The sequence below is a fragment of the Serratia sp. CY47444 genome (assembly GCF_052168635.1).
GTDB classification, from domain to species: Bacteria; Pseudomonadota; Gammaproteobacteria; order Enterobacterales; family Enterobacteriaceae; genus Serratia; species Serratia bockelmannii.
In genome coordinates, this window is the sequence record NZ_JBJNMH010000002.1 from 375,227 (window position 1) to 396,071 (window position 20,845).

At 59.3% G+C, this 20,845-nt stretch carries 18 protein-coding genes; 12 read left to right on the forward strand and 6 right to left on the reverse strand.

Annotated features, from left to right (window positions below; all coding sequences use genetic code 11):
• Positions 1-27: 27 nt before the first annotated feature.
• Both ACJ8IL_RS06065 and ACJ8IL_RS06070 read left to right on the forward strand, forming a co-directional pair.
• On the forward strand, positions 28-699 hold the full coding sequence (locus tag ACJ8IL_RS06065; RefSeq protein WP_021504273.1) for a heavy metal response regulator transcription factor: 672 nt from the start codon (positions 28-30) through the stop codon (positions 697-699).
• Entirely contained in the window at positions 696-2,114 is a 1,419-nt protein-coding gene (locus ACJ8IL_RS06070; protein ID WP_197835452.1) for a heavy metal sensor histidine kinase, read from the forward strand. The genes ACJ8IL_RS06065 and ACJ8IL_RS06070 overlap by 4 nt, the downstream gene beginning before the upstream one ends.
• Positions 2,115-2,127: 13 nt before the next feature.
• Here ACJ8IL_RS06070 and ACJ8IL_RS06075 read toward each other — a convergent pair whose 3' ends face one another.
• Together ACJ8IL_RS06075 and ACJ8IL_RS06080 are read right to left on the reverse strand one after the other, a co-directional pair.
• The gene (locus tag ACJ8IL_RS06075) at positions 2,128-3,594 is read right to left on the reverse strand and encodes a sensor histidine kinase (protein ID WP_025302103.1); all 1,467 of its coding nucleotides are present in this window, start codon (positions 3,592-3,594) and stop codon (positions 2,128-2,130) included.
• Between the two features lie 3 nt (positions 3,595-3,597).
• The gene (locus ACJ8IL_RS06080) at positions 3,598-4,311 is read right to left on the reverse strand and encodes a response regulator transcription factor (protein ID WP_141997590.1); all 714 of its coding nucleotides are present in this window, start codon (positions 4,309-4,311) and stop codon (positions 3,598-3,600) included.
• A 150-nt stretch (positions 4,312-4,461) separates the two neighbouring features.
• Here ACJ8IL_RS06080 and ACJ8IL_RS06085 point away from each other — a divergent pair, with 150 nt between their 5' ends.
• From ACJ8IL_RS06085 to ACJ8IL_RS06100, 4 genes are read left to right on the forward strand one after another with little or no spacing between them, the layout of a single operon-like run.
• A complete protein-coding gene (locus ACJ8IL_RS06085; protein WP_442516412.1) occupies positions 4,462-5,073 on the forward strand; it encodes a cytochrome b/b6 domain-containing protein in 612 nt (203 codons plus the stop codon).
• A 10-nt stretch (positions 5,074-5,083) separates the two neighbouring features.
• Positions 5,084-5,860, forward strand: a complete 777-nt coding sequence (locus ACJ8IL_RS06090) for a molybdopterin-dependent oxidoreductase (RefSeq protein WP_442516413.1) — start codon at positions 5,084-5,086, stop codon at positions 5,858-5,860.
• A gap of 56 nt (positions 5,861-5,916) precedes the next feature.
• Positions 5,917-6,207, forward strand: coding sequence for a pentapeptide MXKDX repeat protein (locus tag ACJ8IL_RS06095; protein WP_141997592.1), 291 nt, complete (start codon positions 5,917-5,919; stop codon positions 6,205-6,207).
• 51 nt (positions 6,208-6,258) lie between these two features.
• Positions 6,259-6,729: a YkgB family protein gene (locus tag ACJ8IL_RS06100; protein WP_004939115.1), complete on the forward strand. Its 471-nt coding sequence runs from the start codon at positions 6,259-6,261 to the stop codon at positions 6,727-6,729.
• A gap of 44 nt (positions 6,730-6,773) precedes the next feature.
• Here the strand turns inward: ACJ8IL_RS06100 and ACJ8IL_RS06105 are convergent, their stop codons facing one another.
• A complete protein-coding gene (locus ACJ8IL_RS06105; protein ID WP_004939112.1) occupies positions 6,774-8,813 on the reverse strand; it encodes a choline transporter in 2,040 nt (679 codons plus the stop codon).
• A gap of 400 nt (positions 8,814-9,213) precedes the next feature.
• On the opposite strand from ACJ8IL_RS06105, the gene betI reads away from it, so the two are divergent.
• The 3 genes from betI to betA all read left to right on the forward strand — a co-directional run bounded on the left by betI (position 9,214) and on the right by betA (position 13,195).
• Entirely contained in the window at positions 9,214-9,816 is a 603-nt protein-coding gene (gene betI, locus ACJ8IL_RS06110) for a transcriptional regulator BetI (protein WP_025302109.1), read from the forward strand.
• A 14-nt stretch (positions 9,817-9,830) separates the two neighbouring features.
• Entirely contained in the window at positions 9,831-11,303 is a 1,473-nt protein-coding gene (gene betB / locus ACJ8IL_RS06115) for a betaine-aldehyde dehydrogenase (protein WP_025302110.1), read from the forward strand.
• A gap of 224 nt (positions 11,304-11,527) precedes the next feature.
• A complete protein-coding gene (gene betA / locus ACJ8IL_RS06120; protein ID WP_442516414.1) occupies positions 11,528-13,195 on the forward strand; it encodes a choline dehydrogenase in 1,668 nt (555 codons plus the stop codon).
• A gap of 109 nt (positions 13,196-13,304) precedes the next feature.
• Here the strand turns inward: betA and ACJ8IL_RS06125 are convergent, their stop codons facing one another.
• The 3 genes from ACJ8IL_RS06125 to ACJ8IL_RS06135 form a co-directional block, all read right to left on the reverse strand.
• Positions 13,305-14,930, reverse strand: a complete 1,626-nt coding sequence (locus ACJ8IL_RS06125; protein ID WP_099816784.1) for an FMN-binding glutamate synthase family protein — start codon at positions 14,928-14,930, stop codon at positions 13,305-13,307.
• A 186-nt stretch (positions 14,931-15,116) separates the two neighbouring features.
• Positions 15,117-15,707 (reverse strand): LuxR family transcriptional regulator, encoded by a 591-nt coding sequence (locus ACJ8IL_RS06130; RefSeq protein ID WP_004939094.1) that lies wholly within the window; start codon positions 15,705-15,707, stop codon positions 15,117-15,119.
• A 21-nt stretch (positions 15,708-15,728) separates the two neighbouring features.
• Positions 15,729-16,445 carry an EAL domain-containing protein gene (locus ACJ8IL_RS06135; protein WP_033637688.1) on the reverse strand — a complete coding sequence of 239 codons (717 nt, stop codon included), beginning with the start codon at positions 16,443-16,445 and terminating at the stop codon, positions 15,729-15,731.
• Between the two features lie 514 nt (positions 16,446-16,959).
• Here ACJ8IL_RS06135 and ACJ8IL_RS06140 point away from each other — a divergent pair.
• Genes ACJ8IL_RS06140 through ACJ8IL_RS06150 form a run of 3 tightly spaced genes read left to right on the forward strand, consistent with a single transcriptional unit; the run spans position 16,960 to position 20,844 of the window.
• Entirely contained in the window at positions 16,960-17,502 is a 543-nt protein-coding gene (locus ACJ8IL_RS06140; protein ID WP_033647475.1) for a fimbrial protein, read from the forward strand.
• 48 nt (positions 17,503-17,550) lie between these two features.
• Complete coding sequence (locus ACJ8IL_RS06145) at positions 17,551-18,237, forward strand: fimbrial biogenesis chaperone (protein WP_142590616.1); 687 nt, start codon at positions 17,551-17,553, stop codon at positions 18,235-18,237.
• 12 nt (positions 18,238-18,249) lie between these two features.
• Positions 18,250-20,844 (forward strand): fimbria/pilus outer membrane usher protein, encoded by a 2,595-nt coding sequence (locus ACJ8IL_RS06150; protein WP_406903425.1) that lies wholly within the window; start codon positions 18,250-18,252, stop codon positions 20,842-20,844.
• The last annotated feature ends 1 nt before the right edge of the window (position 20,845 follow it).

Genomic DNA, 20,845 nt, shown 5'->3' on the forward strand with positions numbered 1-20,845 from the left:
TTTTGCAGACGTAACGAGGTGGTGAGCATGCGAATACTGGTAGTTGAAGACGATATCGGCACAGGGGATTACCTGAAGAAAGGGCTGGGGGAAGCGGGCTACGGCGTCGATTTGGCGCGCACCGGCACCGACGGGCTGTTTCGCGCGTTGGAGCAGGACTACGATGCGATCGTGCTCGATGTGATGCTGCCGGGGCTGGACGGTTGGCAGATCATCGAGGTATTGCGCAAGAAAAGCGACGTGCCGATCCTGTTTCTCACCGCCCGTGATGGCGTGCAGGATCGCATCCACGGCCTGGAGCTGGGCGCGGACGACTATCTTATCAAGCCGTTTTCCTTTACCGAGCTGGTGCTGCGTTTACGCACCTTGCTGCGCCGCGGGCCGGCGCGCGAAGCCGATCATTACGCTATCGCCGATCTGCAGCTGGACGTGCTGCGCCGCCGGGCGGTGCGCCAGGATCAGGTGATCCCGTTGACCAACAAGGAATTCATGCTGCTGCACCTGCTGGTGCGGCGCGAGGGCGAAGTGCTGTCGCGTACGCAGATCGCCTCTCAGGTGTGGGACATGAATTTTGACAGCGACACCAATGTGGTTGACGTGGCGATCAAACGCCTGCGCGCCAAAATCGACCGGCCGTTCGACGTCAAGCTGATCCACAGCGTGCGCGGCATCGGCTATGTCTGCGAGCCACGCTCGTGAGCGGGCGCACGTCACGTCGGCCGGTGTCGCTGACGCTGCGCACCGCTACGCTGTTCGCGCTGGTGGCCGCGTTGGTGGTGAGCGGGACAGGCGGGTATCTGTTTAGCGCCATGCGCCAGGAAATGACGCTGCGCAGCGATCTGCAGGTGACCGGGCGCGTAGAGTATTTCCGCCATTTACTGGGGCAGCGCTTTCCTTTGGCGCGCCTGACCGCCAATAACGGCCTGTTTGAAAACATGCTGGGCAATGAACAGGACGTGCTGATTTTCCAAATCCCGGGGCAAAAACCGCTCATCAACGTGAACCCCGCCAGGGTGGCCCTGCCGCCGATCGCGCCGACGCCGCCTGAACAGGCGCAGACGTTGGCCGCCATACGCGGCGGAGAAACGGCGCAGGGGGTGCCGCTGCGCGCCGCTTCGGCGATGGTGCGTCTGGAAGACGGCAGCCTGTTGCAGATCTCCGCCGCGCATGTGATGGCCAACGAGCAGAAGATGCTGGCGCGTTACCTGTGGCGCATCGTCGCGGCGGTCGCGGTGGCTTTCCTGCTGATTGCGCTGCTGGGCTATGGGGTCATGCGGCGGGGATTGAAGCCGTTATGGCGCATGGCGGCGCAGGCGTCGCAGATTGCGCCCAATACGCTGTCGACACGCCTCAGCGAGCAGGGGGCGCCGAAGGAGTTGCAGCAGCTGACCCGTTCGTTCAATGCGATGCTCGATCGGTTGAATGAAGGCTATCAGCGGCTGACGCAATTTTCCGCCGATCTGGCCCATGAGATCCGCACGCCGGTAGGGGCGTTGATGGGCCAGTGCCAGGTGGCGCTTTACCAGCCCCGCAGCGTGGAGGAGTACGAAACCCTGCTGTCGAACAATATGGATGAGCTGGAGCGCATTTCCCGCATGGTGGAAAATATCCTGTTTCTGGCGCGCGCCGGCGAGGCGCAGTCTGCGCTGAACTACAGCCGCCTGGATGTGGCGCTGGAGCTGCGGCGGGTGGCGGATTACTTCGAAGGGCTGGCGGAAGAGCGCGGCATTGCGTTGAGCTGCGAAGGGGAAGGCGCGCTGGAGGCGGACGCGATGTTGTTCCAGCGGGCGCTGAGCAACCTGGTGGCCAACGCGGTGCGTTATGCCGACGAAAACAGCCTGATCGTCCTGCGGGCTGAACGGCGCGCCGATGCCTGGTGGGTGCAGGTCATCAATCAGGGGCAGCCGATCGCGCCGGCACAGTTGGAAAAATTGTTCGATCGTTTCTATCGCGCCGATCCCGCACGCAGCGCCGGCAATCATGCCAGTGGGCTGGGGCTGTCTATCGTGCGCGCCATCATGACGCTGCACGGCGGTGAGGTGCGCGCCGAATGTATCGGGCGCGCGCCTGTCGCCAGCATCCTCTTCAGCCTGCGGTTCCCGATCGCACAATAACCGTTGTGCCGTGTTAACGCGGCGGAATGGCGAAGCGGAAGCAGGCGCCGCTTTGCGCTTGTTCGATCAGCTGAATATCGCTGTCGTGCAGCTGCAGAATACGCCGCACGATCATCAACCCCAGTCCGCCGGAAGGGCGCCGGGCGCCGCTCAGAACAGACGGGCGCACGAACAGATCGGCGCGCAGCGTCTGCGGAATGCCGGGGCCGCTGTCGCTGACCTGGACCATGACCCGATCGTCCTGCCGCCACAGCCGCACGCCGATGTCGCCGCCGGGCGGCGTATGGCGAATGGCGTTGTCCAACAGGTTGGTCAGCACCCGCTCAATCATGCTGAGATCGGCGAACACCGGCGGAATGCCGGGAGCGATGTCGGCGTGCAGCCGCTGGTTGCGCGCCTCTGCCGCCAGCTCGAACTTCTGGAACACGTCCTGCAACAGCTCGCTGAGGGAGAAGGGCTCTTTCTGCGGCTTCACCACGCCATACTCTAATCGAGCCAGCTCGAACAGCTCCTGCGCCAGCTTGCCCACCTTGCGGCTTTGCGCCAGCGCGATCTCCAGATAGCGCCGCCGATCGGCTTCGCTCAGGGTGGCGGCCTTAACCGACAGCGTCTCCAGATAGCCGTGCAGCGAAGTGAGCGGGGTGCGCAGATCGTGCGAGACGTTGGCGATGAATTCACGCCGCAGCCGATCCTGCTGCGCCAGCGTTTGCCATTGTTCGGCCAGGCGCTGCGCCATGCGGTGGAAGGCCTGTTGCAGCTGGCTGACTTCGTCGCGCCCGGCCGGTACTGCAGGCAGCGCCGCGTAGGCCTGCACCGCCTCAATGCCGCCGCTGTCCAGCGCGCTGACCTGGCGGGTCAGGCGACGGATAGGGCGCGTTACCCAATAAAACGCGAAACCGCCGGCTAGCAGGCTGAACAGCACCATCAACCCAGAAGTCCACAGCGCCATCCTGACCGCCGAGTTGAACTGGGCGTTGCTGGCCAGCGCCGTGTACTCTTCGCCGAGCAAGACCACGTACAGATAGCCTTCGACCCGGCCGTCGACCTTCAGCGGCGCGACGCTGAACACCTTGCGCCCGTCCGCGCTGCGCGGATCGTCGCCGTACACCGGCATCTGCGCGCCATCGAGCAGCGCCTGCAGCGGCGCCAGCGCGACCCGCTGCCGCTTCAGATGCCCGGCCGGCGCGGCGTTGCCGATAATCGCGCCCTGTTTGTCGAGCAGGTAAACCTCCACGCTGGGGTTCACCGCCATCAGCTGGTCGAACAGGGTATGCACCGCCTGCGGATCCGGCCCGTTCACCCCCAGCAGCGGATTGCTGTCGGCGATATGCTGCGCCAGGTTGCCGGACAGGCGCTGGATCACCGCCTGGCTGTACTGGGTGCTGCTGCGTACCTGCATCCAGCCGGAAAAGGCGCAGCCGATGACGATCAGCAGCGTGAAGATCAGCGTGAGGCGTTGCGCTAACGTAAGGTTTTTCATGGCTCACTCATGCGGCGTGGCCGCGAATTTATAGCCCATGCCCCACACCGTGAGGATGCGCTCGGGTTCCGCCGGGTTGCGCTCGATCTTGATGCGCAGCCGGTTGATATGGGTGTTGACGGTGTGCTCATACCCTTCGTGCTGATAGCCCCAGACCTGATTCAACAGGCTGAGGCGCGAGAACACCTGGCCCGGATGGCGGGCGAAAAAGTACAGCAGGTCGAATTCGCGCGGCGTCAGCTCGACCGGCTGCTGATGCAGGTGCACTTCGCGGGCGATGGGGTCGATGGTCAGATCGTTGAAGCTGAGCACGCCGGCGTCCATGCGCAGGTTGCGGCTCATCGCCTCCTGGCGGCGAAACAGCGCCTTGACTCGAGCCACCAGCTCCAGCATGGAGAAGGGTTTGGCCAGATAGTCATCGGCGCCCAGCTCCAGCCCCAGCACGCGGTGCACCTCGCTGGAGCGCGCGCTGGTGATGATGATCGGCGTGTAGCGCGTCATGGTGCGCGCCCGGCGGCAAATCTCCAATCCGTCCACGCCCGGCAGCATCAGATCGAGGATGAGGGCATCCCAGCCGCCCTGTTCCAGCATCGCCATGCCCTGATTGCCGTCGGCGGCGTGGCTGATGGCGTAACCCTCGTCACGCAGATGCAGCTGCAGCAGCTCGGCGATGTCGCCGTCGTCCTCGACGATCAAAATTCGTTTTGGCTTTTCCATTCTCATTACCGCTGATTGCCCGATCCTCTCTGAAGTCTACACAACCCCCACCGGTGGAGTTATCACATTTTATTTAACTTTGCGTGAGGTCTTGGGGAACAAATCCGGGGAATACTCGACTCATCGCATCGTTAGCTGGCAGGAATCGTTATGAGCCTCACTCTCACTCCGGAACAACGACAGACCGTGCATCCGCTGTGGCTGCGGTTGACGCATTGGCTGAATGCGCTGGCGATGCTGATCATGGTCACCAGCGGCTGGCGCATCTACAACGCTTCACCGCTGTTCAATTTCAGCTTTTTCAACGAGCTGACGCTCGGGGGCTGGTTGGGCGGCGCGCTGCAGTGGCATTTTGCCGGCATGTGGCTGTTTGGCATCAACGGGCTGTGCTACCTGCTGCTGAACCTCACCAGCGGGCGCTTCAAACGTAAGTATTGGCCGCTCAGCCCGAAGCAGTTTCTCGCCGATGTCGGCGCGGCGCTACGCGGCAGGCTGCAGCACGCCGATCTGCGCCACTACAACATGGTGCAGCGCGTGGCCTATCTGTCGGTGATGATCCTCGGCGTGCTGAGCGCATTGTCCGGACTGGTGCTGTGGAAGTCGGTGCAGTTTCCGCTGCTGCGCGCGCTGCTCGGCGGCTATGAGGCGGCGCGCTATATCCACTTTTTCGCCATGTCGGCGCTGGTGGCCTTCGTCGCGATCCACCTGGTGATGGTGGCGCTGGTGCCGCGTACTCTGCTGGCCATGCTGCGCGGACGTTAAGGAGTTCACGATGAAAAAGGATAAACCGATCATGACGATTGGCGAAGGGCAGACGATCGTCAAAGAAGCGCAGCGCTTGCTGAGCGCGTCTTCGCGCCGCCGCTTTCTGCGCAATGGCCTGACGCTGGGCGGCATCGCCATGCTCACCGGCTGCGATCTCAGCGACAACGCCAACGTCGAGCAGGCGCTAAGCCGCATGTCGCGCCTCAACGATCGGGTGCAGGGCTGGCTGTTCAACGGCGATCGCCTGGCGCCGGTCTACCCGGAATCGATGATCACCCGGCCGTTCCCGTTCAACGCCTTTTACGCCGAGGAGGACGCGCCGGACATCAACGGCGACGACTATCGGCTGGAAGTGGCGGGGTTGGTGCAGGACAAGCGCGCCTGGAGCCTGCCGCAGCTGCATCGGATGGCGCAGGTCAGCCAGGTGACGCGCCATATTTGCGTTGAGGGTTGGAGCGCCATCGGCAAGTGGGGCGGTGTGCCGTTCGCCACCTTTCTCAAGGCGATCGGCGCGGATCTGAGCGCCCGCTACGTCAGCTTCAAATGCGCCGACGACTACTACACCAGCATCGACATGGCCACCGCGCTGCACCCGCAGACGATTATCGCGCTGACCTATGACGGCCAGATCTTGCCGCGCAAGTATGGCTACCCGATGAAGCTGCGCATGCCGACCAAGCTGGGCTACAAGAATCCGAAACACATTCAGGTGATCGAGGTCACCAACCGCTTCCCGGGCGGTTACTGGGAAGACCAGGGTTACAACTGGTTTGGCGGCAGCTGAGGCCGCCGGCCATTCTCCGGCACTCCGGTGCCTTTGACATGACGGAAGGAAATACCATGAAAAAGTTATTCGCAATCATGATGTGCAGCGCGCTGATGCTGGGCGTGGCCGGCGCCAACGCCGCGGACGGCATGAGCAAAGACGCGATGAAAAAGGACGGCATGAGCCAGATGTCGCACGACGGCATGGCGAAAGATGGGATGAAGAAAGAGTGCATGGGCAAGGCGTGCATGAAGAAAGACAAGATGGGGAAAGACGCCATGAAAAAGGATGGTATGGCGAAAGACGGTATGGCCAAAGACGGCATGAAGAAAGACGAGATGAAAAAGGACGCGATGGGGCACTAAGCCGCCTCACCCCGCGGCCGCAAGCGGCTGCGGGCAACATAAGGAGAGAGGATGATGCTGGCGACATGGCTGCGGCGCTTTCGGCGCTCGAACGGGGACGTTATCTTTATGCGTGCGGCGTTGGTGGTGATCTTCGCCGCCTTCGGCTACGCCAAATGGTTTGATTACGAAGCGCAGGGGTTAGTGCCTCTGATCGGTAACAGCCCGCTGCTGAGTTGGATGCATCAGGCGTTCGGCATTCGCGGCGCCAGTTATGCATTGGGCGTCGCCGAATGGAGCTTCGGTTTACTGTTGCTGGCGGGGTTCTGGTCGCGGCGGCTGGGTTTGCTGGGGGCGATCGGATCGACGGTGACCTACCTGACCACGCTGACGCTGATCTTTTCCACGCCGGGTGCCTGGGAGCCCTCCGCCGGCGGTTTTCCCGCCATGGCCGGGGCCACCAGTTTTTTAATCAAGGATCTGGTGTTGCTGGCCGGCTCCCTAGTGCTGCTGAAGGCCGATTTGCCGGCTGAGCAGGCATAAAAAAGGGCGTAGCCTGGCTACGCCCTCTGGTTATTTCTCGACCGTCACATATCCGGGAAGGTCAGGGTGCCCCCCGGCGCTTCGCGATGAATGTGCAGGAAGTTCAGGTGCTTCTCGTACTGGTCGAGGATATCGCCAATCACCTGTTCCTTGCTGTAGTCCATCAGGTCGTTGCCCTGTGTGCCTTCCATCAGGAAGGTTTCCAGCCGGTAGTAGTGCGATTTACCGGAGCGGGCGCGGTAGGTGAAGCCCGGCACCGAGTAGCGCATCGGCCAGATCTGATAGATGAAGTTCTGTTCCTCGCCCAGGTGCACCAGCAGTTCCAGGTGGTTCAGGCGCTCGTCTTCGGTCGGCGGCACTTCGCTGAACTCCACTTTCGCGCCGCGCAACTCCAGCTCGCGCGCCACGTCCTGCATCGCCGGGCGGCAGACCTTATCCAGCATTTTCTGCGTGTACTGCGTGCCCGGGTAGTTCATCACCCGCGACAGACGCTGTTTCCAATTGAGCACATCGTGGCTGGAGACCGGCACCGGCGCCAGGGTGCTGAGCGCGCTGGCCTTGCGGTAGTCTTCCACCCGCAGCGATTTATACAGCCCGGCCATCACGAAGAAGATCACGAAGCTGAACGGCAGGCCCATGATCACCGTGGTTTTCTGCAGCGCCGGTACGCCGTCGGTCATCAGCATGCCGATGGTCAGCAGGCCGATGGCCACCGACCAGAAAATCCGCAGCCAGTTCGGTGCATCATTATTGATATCGGCCAGGCGCGAGGTGAAGTTACCCAGCACCAGCGAGCCAGAGTCCGCCGAGGTGACGTAGAACAGCAGGCCGGTGATGGTGGCCACCGAGGCGCTGAAGGTGAAGCCGGGGTATTGCGCCAGCAGGCTGTAGAAGCCGCGTTCCGGGAACTGCATCACTTCCTGAGCAAACTCGGCGTTGCCGTGGATGATCTGGTACAGCGCGCTGTTGCCGAAGATAGACAGCCACAGCAGGGTAAACACGAACGGTATGATCAGCGTGCCGACCACGAACTGACGAATGGTGCGCCCGCGCGAGATGCGCGCCAGGAACAGGCCGACGAACGGCGACCACGCCACCCACCAGGCCCAGAAGAACAGCGTCCAGTTGTTCATCCACTCCACCGGCCGATCGAAGGCGAAGCTGTTGAGCGTCATGCCCATAAAGCGGTTGACGTAATCGCCGACGTTGAGCACCAGCGCGTTGAGCAGGAACTCGGTGTCGCCGAAGAACAGCACGAACAGGATCAGGCCCAGCGCCAGCAGCACGTTCAGCTCGGACAGGATGCGGATGCCCTTGTTGACCCCCGAGGTGACCGAGATGGTGGCCATGATCACCGACAGCAGGATCAGCGAGCCCTGCACCGTCAGGTTTTCCGGGATCTCGAACAGCACCTTGAGGCCGTAGTTGAGCTGCACCACGCCAATGCCCAGCGTGGTGGCGATGCCGAAGATGGTGCCAAGCACCGCGGCGATGTCCACGCTGTGGCCGATCGGGCCGTTGATGCGCTTACCGAAGATCGGGTACAGCGCCGAGCGGATGGTCAGCGGCAGATTGTAGCGATAGCTGAAGTAGCCGAGGGCGATGCCCATCAGCGCATACATCGACCAGCCGGTCAGGCCGTAGTGGAACAGCGTCCAGACCATCGCCTGGCGCGCGGCCTCCAGCGTTTGCGCGTCGCCTTCCGGCGGCATCATGTACTGGGTCACCGGCTCGGCGACCGAGAAGAACATTAGATCGATGCCGATGCCGGCGGCGAACAGCATCGCCGCCCAACTCATCAGGCTGAACTCCGGTTTGGACTGTTCCGGCCCGAGCTTGATGGAACCGAAGCGCGAGGCGGCGATAAACACCACGAACACGATGTACAGCGTCGCCGCCAGCAGGTAGTACCAACCGAAGGTGGTCGACACCCAATTCAGCGTGCGGGTGATCCACTGCCCTGAGAAGTCGGTGAAAAAGATGGTCATCAGCGAGAAGGCCAGGATCAGCCCCGCCGAGGTGAAGAAAACCACAGGGTTGAGGCGGTCCTGCTGCGGTTTGGAGGAGGTTTCGCGTGTTGTCATCGTCATCCTCTGAACTGAGTAAAATCGTGCCGCTCCGCATTTCGGGGCGCGTTGGCGCCGCCGGAAAACGGGCGAATGAAGGCGGCGACCATCCCCATGGGAATGGCCTGAAAAACGCCGCTTTCGCCTGTTGCTGAAGCACCGGAGCGCTTCGTGGCGGGAACCGCTTACAGCCACTGATTTTGGTCAGATTCGTTAATTACCTCACAAAAATCAGCCAGTTCCACAACCAGATAGTACAAATTTTTAACCAGGCGGCAATAAAATATATGCAATTTTTATTGAACGTTCAATCAAAAAAAAGTTTAATAGTCCTCATGATGACCTGAATCACGGGCGAAACGGCAGTGAAATTTGCCCGCTGAGATAAGGCCGAAGTCGGTTTTGTGAGAGTCGAAATATGCCAAAGGTAGGAATGCAGCCAATCAGAAGGCAGCAGTTGATTGATGCCACGCTCGCCGCGGTAAACGAAGTGGGAATGCATGACGCCACCATCGCGCAGATCGCGCGGCGGGCCGGCGTTTCCAACGGCATCATCAGCCATTATTTCAAGGACAAGAACGGCCTGCTGGAAGCCACGATGCGCTATCTGATCAGCCATCTGGGCGAGGCGGTGAAGCTGCGGTTGCAGGCGCTGACCGATAACAGCCCGGCGGCGCGGCTGCAGGCGATCGTCGCCGGCAACTTCGACGACAGCCAGATCAACAGCGCGGCGATGAAGACCTGGCTGGCCTTTTGGGCCAGCAGCCTGCACCAGCCGCAGCTCAACCGGCTGCAACAGGTGAACGGCCGCCGGCTTTATTCCAACCTGTGCGCCGAGTTTCGCCGCGTTATGCCGCAGCCGCAGGCGCGGTTGGCGGCCAAGGGGCTGGCGGCACTGATCGATGGGCTGTGGCTGCGCAGCGCGCTGCGCGGCTCGGCGTTCAATCAGTCGCAGGCGTTGACGCTCACGACCGAATACATCACGTTCCAACTCCGGGGGCAAACGCCGCCCGGAGGCTAACTCAAGGAGATCCTATGTCCCGTTTTGGCTTGCAGAAGCTCTATATTCATGGCGCCTATGTAGACAGCACCGCTGGAAAAACCTTCAACGCCATTAACCCGGCGAACGGCGAAGTTCTGGCTGAAGTCCAGTCCGCCGGCGCTGAAGACGTCGATCGTGCGGTGGCCAGCGCGGCCAGCGGGCAGAAGGTGTGGGCGGCGATGACGGCGATGGCGCGTTCGCGCATCCTGCGTCGCGCGGTGGATATTCTGCGCGAGCGCAACGATGAACTGGCGGCGCTGGAAACGCTGGATACCGGCAAAGCGATGTCGGAAACCACCGCGGTGGACATCGTCACCGGCGCCGACGTGCTGGAGTATTATGCCGGCCTGATCCCGGCCATTGAAGGCGAGCAGATCCCGCTGCGCGACACTTCGTTCGTTTACACCCGCCGCGAACCGCTGGGCGTGGTGGCCGGCATCGGCGCCTGGAACTACCCGATTCAAATCGCGCTGTGGAAGTCCGCGCCGGCGCTGGCGGCGGGCAACGCGATGATCTTCAAGCCGAGTGAAGTTACGTCGTTGACGGCGTTGAAGCTGGCGGAAATCTACACCGAAGCCGGCCTGCCGGACGGCGTATTCAACGTGGTGACCGGCAGCGGTGCGGAGGTGGGGCAGTACCTGACCGACCATCCGGGCATCGCCAAAGTCTCTTTCACCGGCGGGGTGAAAACCGGCAAGAAGGTGATGGCCAACGCGTCGGGTTCGACGCTGAAGGAAGTCACCATGGAGCTGGGCGGCAAGTCGCCGCTGATTATCTTCGACGACGCCGATCTGGATCGCGCCGCCGATATCGCCATGATGGCCAACTTCTACAGCTCCGGCCAGGTGTGCACCAACGGCACCCGCGTCTTTGTGCCGGCGGCGCTGCAGGCGCAGTTTGAGGCGAAGATCCTCGAACGCGTGAAGCGCATTCGCCTCGGCGATCCGACCGATCCGCAGACCAACTTCGGGCCGCTGGTCAGCTTCGCGCACATGGAGTCGGTGCTGCGCTTTATCGAAAGCGGTAAGAACAGCGGCGCGCGCCTGCTGTGCGGCGGCGAACGCGTCACCCATGGCGAATTCGGCAAGGGCGCTTATGTGGCGCCGACGGTATTCAGCGACTGCCGCGATGAGATGGAAATCGTGCGCGAGGAGATCTTCGGGCCGGTGATGAGCATTCTCAGCTACCAGAGTGAAGAGGAAGTGGTGCGCCGCGCCAACGACACCACCTTCGGCCTGGCCGCGGGCGTGGTGACCCACGATCTGGCCCGCGCACACCGCGTGATTCATCAGTTGGAAGCCGGCATTTGCTGGATCAACACCTGGGGCGAGTCGGCGGCGGAAATGCCGGTCGGCGGTTATAAGCAGTCCGGCGTCGGCCGCGAAAACGGCCTGACCACGCTGGAGCACTACACCCAGATCAAATCGGTGCAGGTTGAGCTGGGCGAATACGCCTCGGTATTTTAACTATCCCCGTCGTCTTTCAAGCTACAGCGTTGTTGGCTGCGAGCGCAGACCCCAGTCACTTACTTGAGTAAGCTCCTGGGGCTCTGCGCCCTTGCCGCCTAGCTGTAACTCGAAATCCATAGGGGATATATCTTTTTTGCATCCAAAACTGCCTTGATATATTCAGCATGCGGAATTCAAGCCATTCGCATCATCCAGGCATACGAATATTTAGGAGATAATGAATGGAATTTGACTACATCATTATCGGTGCCGGTTCCGCCGGCAACGTGTTAGCCACCCGATTGACCGAGGACGCCGACGTCAGCGTGCTGCTGCTGGAAGCCGGCGGCCCGGATTACCGGATGGATTTCCGTACTCAGATGCCGGCCGCGCTGGCGTTTCCGCTGCAGGGCCGCCGCTATAACTGGGCGTATGAAACCGATCCTGAGCCGCACATGAACAACCGCCGGATGGAATGCGGCCGCGGCAAAGGGCTGGGCGGTTCGTCCCTGATCAACGGCATGTGTTATATTCGCGGCAACGCGATGGATTTCGACAACTGGGCCAAGGCGCCGGGTCTGGAAGACTGGACCTATCTGGACTGCCTGCCGTATTTCCGCAAGGCGGAAACGCGCGATATCGGCCCGAACGATTACCACGGCGGCGATGGCCCGGTGAGCGTCACCACGCCGAAGGCCGGTAACAACGAACTGTTCCACGCCATGGTGGAAGCCGGCGTGCAGGCGGGCTATCCGCGCACCGACGATCTGAACGGTTACCAGCAGGAAGGCTTCGGCCCGATGGATCGCACCGTGACCCCGAAAGGGCGCCGCGCTAGCACCGCCCGCGGTTATCTGGATCAGGCGCGTTCGCGGCCGAACCTGAAAATCGTCACCCATGCGCTTACCGACCATATCGTGTTCGACGGCAAGCGTGCGGTGGGCGTCAAGTATTTGCAGGGCGACAGCAATCAGCTGACTCACGCCACAGCGCGCCGCGAAGTGCTGCTGTGCGCCGGCGCCATCGCCTCGCCGCAAATTCTGCAGCGTTCGGGCGTCGGCCCGGCGGCGCTGCTGAAAAGCCTGGACATCAACGTGGTGCACGATCTGCCGGGCGTCGGAGAAAACCTGCAGGACCACCTGGAGATGTACCTGCAATACGCCTGCAAGAAACCGGTGTCGCTGTACCCGGCGTTGCAATGGTTTAACCAGCCGAAGATCGGTGTGGAGTGGCTGTTCAACGGCACAGGCGTCGGCGCCAGCAACCAGTTCGAGGCCGGCGGCTTCATCCGCAGCCGCGCAGAGTTCGCCTGGCCGAACATTCAGTATCACTTCCTGCCGGTGGCGATTAACTATAACGGCAGCAACGCGGTGAAAGAGCACGGCTTCCAGGCGCACGTCGGCTCGATGCGTTCGCCGAGCCGCGGCCGGGTGCAGGTGAAATCGAAAGATCCGCGTCAGCACCCGAGCATTCTGTTCAACTACATGGCGACTGAACAGGATTGGCAGGAGTTCCGCGACGCTATCCGCATCACGCGCGAAATCATGGCGCAGCCGGCCCTGGACGAATACCGCGGCCGCGAGATAAGCCCAGGGCCGGACGTGCAGACCGACGAACAGCTGGACGCCTTTGTGCGCGAGCACGCCGAAACCGCCTTCCACCCGTCCTGCTCGTGCAAGATGGGCGAGGATGAGATGGCGGTGGTCGACGGCCAGGGCCGGGTGCACGGCATGGAAGGATTGCGGGTGGTGGATGCGTCGATTATGCCGCTGATCATCACCGGCAACCTGAACGCCACCACCATCATGATCGCCGAGAAGATCGCCGATCGCATTCGCCAGCGTGCGCCGCTGCCGCGTAGCACCGCCGACTACTACGTCGCCGGCGATGCGCCGGTGCGCAAGCAGTAACCGACACGCCCTCTCGCCGTTGAGGGGGAGGGCCGCCGTAGCAAGCAACCCCTCTCCATATGCTCTTCCCCAAGGCGAGGGGGCAACTCTCTTTTTATCCCTTATCCCATCATGCCGCCGGCAGCGAGATCGCCTGATCGAAACTGTTGGGCGTCGCCATGCGCCACATGCGGGCGTAGAACTCGCTTTTGATCTCCGGCTGCAGCAGCGCGCCCGGCTCCAGGTAGTAATAGATATCGGCGTATACCTTGATCTCGGTCGGCGTGATGCGGCGCAGCATATGGTGCGAGGTCAGCTGCTCCGGGCGGCTGACGCCGGCCGCCGCCAGCATGTCCGCCAGCGCTTTCACCGTATTTTGATGGAAGTGATAGACGCGCTCCGCCTTGTTCGGCACCACCAACGCCTTCTGACGCAGCGGATCTTGCGTCGCGACGCCGGTCGGGCAGTGGTTGGTGTGGCAGCTTTGCGACTGGATGCAGCCGACGGCGAACATAAAGCCGCGCGCCGAATTCACCCAGTCGGCGCCGAGCACCAGCACGCTGGCGATGTCAAAGGCGCTGATGATCTTGCCGCTGGCGCCAATCTTGATTTGGTCGCGCAGGCCGCAGCCCACCAGCGTGTTATGCACGAACAGCAGCCCTTCGCGCAGCGGCATACCCATATAGTTGGAGAGTTCGAGCGGGGCGGCGCCGGTGCCGCCTTCCTTGCCGTCCACCACGATAAAGTCCGGCAGAATGCGGGTGTGCAGCATCGCCTTGACGATGGCGACGAACTCCCACGGGTGGCCGATGCACAGCTTGAAACCGACCGGTTTGCCGCCTGACAGCTCGCGCAGCTGCTGGATGAAATGCATCATTTCCAGCGGGGTGGTGAAGGCGCTGTGCGAAGCCGGCGAGATGCAATCGACGCCTTCCGGCACGCCGCGGGTGGCGGCGATTTCCGCATCCACCTTCTTCGCCGGCAGAATGCCGCCGTGGCCCGGTTTGGCGCCCTGGCTGAGCTTGATTTCAATCATTTTCACCTGCGGGCTTTGCGCCTGTTCGGCAAAGCGGCGCGGATCGAAATGGCCGTCGGCGGTGCGGCAGCCGAAATAGCCGCTGCCCAGCTCCCACACCAGATCGCCGTTGTTTTCGCGGTGATAGCGGCTGATGCTGCCCTCGCCGGTGTCGTGGTAGAAGTTGCCTTTGGCCGCGCCGAGGTTGAGCGCGCGGATGGCGTTGGCGGAGAGCGCGCCGAAGCTCATCGCCGAAATGTTGAAGATTGACGCGGAGTAGGGCTGGCGGCAGTCGGCGCCGCCGATGGTGACGCGAAAACTGGTCGGATCGGCGGCTTCCACCGGCCGCATGGAATGGCCGATGCACTCATAGCCGGTTTGGTACACATCTAGCAGGGTGCCGAACGGCTTGTCGCCCATCTCGTTTTTCGCCCGGCGATACACCAGCGTGCGCTGGGTGCGCGAAAACGGGATTTCTTCATTGTCCTGCTCGAGGAAATACTGGCGCAGTTCCGGGCGGATGAACTCGAAGAAGAAGCGCAAGCGGCCGATGATCGGGTAGTTGCGGCAAATGGCGTGGCGTTGCTGCGTGAGATCGTAGATACCCAGCACCATCAGGCAACCGCAGGCCAGGGCCGGCAGCCAGAACCACGGATGATTGTGCATCATGATCAAGAAAACCAGGGTGAGCAAGATGCTCAGCACAAAGCAGGTATAGCGGCTGAATAAGGACGACTTCATAACATCTCCTGATGTTTATTTTAATCCACACGACATGACTCACGGATAATCCGTGTGCAAATCGTAACCAACAGGAGGGGATGTTGTGTGTCTGTTGCTGCTTTGTCGCCAGTTGTTACATTAATTTAACGTGACGGAAGGGGGGGCGGGTTGCCGCGCGGCGAACCGCGCAACAAGCCTGGGTATTTATTTGCCGGCGACGAAGATGGTGCTCATGCTGCGCAGCCGCAGTTTTTTCATCGCGCTGTATTTCTGCGAGAAGATGGTTTTCGGGTGCGTGCCGCGCTTTTCCGCAATGTGCAGCAGGCTGTCGCCACGCAGCAGGTTGAAGATCACGTCGCTTTCCGCCGGACTGAGCTCGCGGGTTTTCTGCACCCGGATACCGCCCGGTTCTTTGCTTTCCAGCAGCCGCTGGATTTTTTCCTGCAGCGAATAAAGCGGAATGCGGGTGGAGACCAACTCGACGGAAATCCCCAGGATCGACAACAGTTTCACTACCCGCTCGTCGTCATAAAACACCAGCAGGCGCGTCTTGCTGTTGTACTGCTGATGCAGGGACACCAGGCTTTCGATCACGTTGACGCTCTGTTCGAGGTTTTGCGAGGTGAAAATCAGCGCGATATCGTGCTTGGTGATCTTCTCTGCTTTGGCGCCACCGTGCATGAAATCGGAAAACAGGCGGATATCGTACGCGCCGTAGTGTTTCTTCAGCAGCACCGACAGGCCAACATAGCTGTACTTACACTCACTAATCACAAGAACGTTGTTTTTAGACATAGGGCAAACACCAATACCGAGTTAAAAGTATTCAGCTGTAAGAAGCGAGTTCAAATCCTTGATGCTGGATTCCTTCCACAGCTTTCCCTGCAGTGCGTAATATGGCATTTCATCCAGCCATTTCTTGTGTTCGGGAGTTTCAACTCCTTCGATAATTACCTTGTAATGATTAAGGTAAAAGAAGCGCAGTAACGCGCGCATCAAGCCCTCACCGCCGGACTTTTTCATGAAGTCCCAAAGCAGAAAACGGTCGAGCTTAACGAAGCGGAACTGGCTGTTGTACAACGCGGAAAAACCCGCATAGCCAGAACCAAAATCATCGAGCCAAAATGAATAACTATTCAATGACGGATCGCCGTGCACGCGATCTTTCACCAGCCGGGTTGAATTCTCGCTGATCTCAAAATGAATACAGCGCATAGCATTAATTCTTTCGGCAAAGTGAGTATTCGCCAGCGATTGCAGGGAATAATCGTCAACATTCAAAGTGGCTATCACTTGGTTTTCATGAAACCAGTGTTTGTATTTATCGATCAGATTGATCTGATCCATCAAAATCTCAATCCGGGTGGCGCTGTCGGCGTGACGAAAGAACTGTTCAGGAGAAAAATGGGCGTATTCGCTATTAAACGTAAAGCGAGACAGACATTCAACGGCCAGCAATTGTCCCGATTTCGCGAACATTGGCTGAAAAACATAATTAATGCCGTTATTTTTCTCTCTGAAAGAACCGCTCATTTCCCAATCCTTGGATTGATATTTAACTTGTTGATTTTAAATGCTTAAAAAGAAAGTTACTCCAGGTTTATTGGTAAATTTCTTATTTAAAACGTCAGAATGGCCGAAGCGTGTCGACAGACCATTTAACGCGTAATTCGTGCCAAATTCCAAACGTCGCAATCTGTTACTAAATGTAAATATCCGGGATAATATTCTGATTTTCAGGCCTTAATGCAAAATCTTGAACTCTGCAGCTTTCCCAAACACAGATTATTCCTATTCATATGAATCGTCAACATCGATCGATAGGTATCCGCCGATAGTTTATTCCTATCAAGAGGGGCCTTATGAATGTTTTAAACGATTTAACATTAAGAATATGCTTAGTCTATATTTCGTCCGGCAATGAGTTCATCGAGGCAACGCTCCTTTTCAGCAAGGGAGTGCTATCGCTGAGTGTATGCTCAGTGGCGGCAATATATATATAAGCCCGCCACTGAATCGATTATTTTATTGTTCTATGGAGCTGGAAATGAAAAAAGTATTATTGCCTTTGGCTGCCCTGGTATTGTCTGCAACTGCTTCCAACGCAATGGCAGCAAACGGCACTGTTAAATTCACCGGTGAAATCAAACAGTCTACCTGCCAGGTAACTAGCGATACTCAGAATAAAGAAGTTTACCTGGGTACTTACCCAACTTCTGCGTTCCCAACCGTGGGTTCTAAATCCGCTTCTAAAGCTTTCCAGATCTCTCTGGAAAAATGTGATGCCGGCGATTACAGCCTGCGCTTCGACGGTAACACCGTTGCTGGTAACCCAGACCTGCTGTCCGTAAGCAACGTTGGCGGCACTGGCGCTGCAGCTACCGGCGTGGGTATCGAAATCACCGATAACAACGGCAAGCCATTCGCTATCGGCGACGGTTCAAACATCAACGACGACGTAGCGAAAGTCACCATCGCTGCTGACGGTAAAGCGACCTTCAACCTGCAGGCTCGTTACCGTTCATTCGATAGCAACGTAACTGCAGGTCTGGCTAACGCCACCAGCCCGTTCACTATCGAATACAAATAATCGTCTTTCAGGACACACACGGCCAAGGATGGCCCGTAGAGGAAACCGATGAAAAAGTTCTTTGCTGCTCTGCTGATGCTGGGCACCTTTAACAGCTACGCCGGTATCCAGGTAGATGCCACTCGCGTTATCTATAAAGGCGATGACAAATCCGCCTCTCTGCCCATTCATAACGATGCTTCAGAAGCTTATATGGTGCAGACCTGGCTGGACACCGGTGACAGAAACCAAGTGCCGAAAAATCTGCCTGTCGTTGTCGTTCCACCGATTCTGAAATTGGACGCTGCTAAAACTGCAGTTCTGCGCTTTATCTATTCCGGTAATGGTTTACCTCAGGATAAAGAAACCCTGTTGTGGATTAACGTGCAGGAAATTCCACCGGCGCCGAAGCAAGAAAACGTGCTGCAGGTTGCGGTGCGTACCCGAATCAAACTTTTTTACCGGCCGGTGGCGTTGAAAGCGACGCTGGACGAGCAAGTACAAAACTTGCGTTGGCAGCGTGAAGGTTCACGTTTGCAAGTGATTAACGATGGCCCGCTGCATATTACCTTTGGGGCGCTGCATTTGAAAAACAGCGCAGGCAAGACCGTGGATGTGGACGCCAACATGGTGAGCCCGAAAGATCGCTTATCGATCAACATCCCGGCGGGCGTCAGCGTCGGCAACAGGATTGCTTTCAGTTATATCAACGATTTTGGCGGTAGAACGGAAGTCAAGGACGTTCCAGTACAATAAGAGAGACAGGGAATGGCAAATCAACGAAAAGTAGCAGGCGGAACGACGCGGCTGACACAGCTGATCCGAATTGCAATCATTGCCGCCAGCGCGCCGATGTTATGGAGTGAAGCGGCGCTGGCAGAGTTTAACATGTCGTTTATTCACGGCGATGAAAACCTGAGCAACGCGGAAGCGGTCGCTCAGGGCGATGCTTTGCAACCGGGCGTTTACCCATTCGACATCTACGTCAACCTGACTCAGGTCGATCATAAGGATGTTACTTTTCGTCAGGTTAAAGGCCAGACCGCGTCTCAACCCTGCCTGAAAGTTGAAGACCTGCGTAACTACGGCATCAAACTGCCGGAAACGCTGCAGGCCGGCAGCTGTGTTGATGTGTCTGAGTTGATTAAAGACGCCACCGTCAGCTATGACGCGGCGGTGCAGCAGATCAACATTTCCGTGCCGCAGACCATGATGGATCTGAGCGCGATCGGGGCGATCCCGCCAAGCATGTACGATGAAGGCATCAACGCGCTGTTCGCCAACTATAACTTCAACTACAACAAGAACAGCTATCGCCGAGATGACGCCGACGACAGCGAGTACATGTTCCTCGCGCTGAACAGCGGCCTCAACCTGGGCAGATGGCGCCTGCGCAACAACTCCACCTGGGACAAGCAGAGTGGCAGCAGCAGCAACTGGACCAACGTCTCCTCCTGGGCCGAGACCGATATCGTGCCTTGGCGCAGCCGTTTGGTGATGGGCCAGGCGAGCACCAACAACAGCGTGTTCAACAGCTTCCAGTTCCGCGGGGTGCAACTCTCCAGCGTTGACGACATGCTGCCGGACAGCCTGCGCGGTTATGCGCCGGTGGTGCGCGGCGTGGCGGCGACCAACGCCCGCGTCGAGATCCGTCAGAACGGTTACGTCATCTATAGCACCAACGTCGCGCCGGGTCCTTTTGAGATCCACGACGTTTATCCGCATACCAACAACGGTGACCTGCAGGTCACCGTGAACGAGGCCGACGGTTCGCACAAAACGTTCAGCGTGGCCTACTCTTCCGTGGCCAACATGCTGCGCGAAGGCATTTGGAACTTCCAGCTGACCGCCGGTAAATACCACAACGGTAACGGCGGCTATCAGCCGAAACTGATTCAGGGTACTGCGGCATACGGCATGAACTATGGCCTGACGCCGTTCGGCGGTGCCATCATCGCGGAGCACTACCGTTCCGCTGCCGTGGGTATCGGTAAGAGCCTGGGATCATGGGGTGCTATCTCCGTGGACGGTTCTATTTCCGATACCGAGCTGGCGAACGGCGATCGCAAGCAGGGGCAGAGCTTCCGTTTCCTGTACTCCAAGTCGCTCAACCAGATGGGCACCAACTTCCAGTTGGCGGGTTATCGCTATGCGACTTCCGGTTACTATGATCTCAGCGATGCGGTCCAGGAGCGCAACAGCTGGCGCAACGGCATTTATGCCAATGATTACTGGGATCCGAACGATCTGCAGCCGGGCCAGCCTTCCTGGAGCAACAACCAGAAACGTACCCGATACACCGCGCGCTACGGCAACAAGCGTGAACGCGTCGAGCTGTCGCTCAGCCAGCAGCTGTGGGCGGGCGCCAGCCTGTACGCCAACGTGAGCCACCAGAACTACTGGGGCGTGTCCGGTAACGATCGCACGATTCAACTGGGTTACAACGACGGCTTCAAGCGCATTTCCTACGGTGTTTATCTGCAGGATACGCGCGGGCAGTACGGCTATTCCGACCGCAGCGTGAACTTCACGATGTCGATCCCGTTGGATTGGGGCCAGAGCAACAACTCGACCACCGCCAACTTCAGCGCGGCGCACAGCAAACAGAGCGGCGACAGCTACTCGACCGGCATCAGCGGCACCATGCTGGACGACCGTCGCATGAACTACTCGGTCTCCACCGGGCATACGCAGTCCTCTGGTCAGAGCAGCAACCTGAACCTGGGCTACAGCAGCAGCATTGGTAACATCGACGGTAGCTATGCCTACAGCTCCAAATACCGCCAGGAAGGGGTGGGCCTCTCCGGTGGTCTGCTGGTGCACTCCGGCGGCGCGACCCTGACACAGCCGTTGCAGAACACGATCTTGCTGGTGGAAGCGAAAGACGCCAAAGGCGTGCGTCTGGAAAACCAGCCGGGCGTGACCATTGACCGCTTCGGTTATGCGGTGGTGCCGTCGGCCAACCCGTACCGCTATAACTATGTGGCGCTGCGCACCGAAGATTTTGGTCCGGGCCTGGATGTGCCGGTAGCCAGTAAGCAAGTGGTGCCTACCGAGAAATCGGTGGTGAAGGTGAGCTTCGATACCTTCAAGGGCGTCAGCCTGCTGATTCACGCTCGTCTGGGTGATAACGGTTATCCGGCCATCGGTGCCGGCGTGTTCAACGAATCCGGCCGTAACAGCGGCACCGTGGGTCTGGACGGCGCAACCTATGTTTCCGGCGTGCAAGCAGGTGAAAAACTGACGATCAAATGGGGCCCGAAAGCCGATCAACAATGCGTACTGCCGATCCCGGCGAACGTGGGCGACAAACAAGTGGCCATGGGATATCAGGAACTGACCCTGCAATGCCAAAAACTGTAAG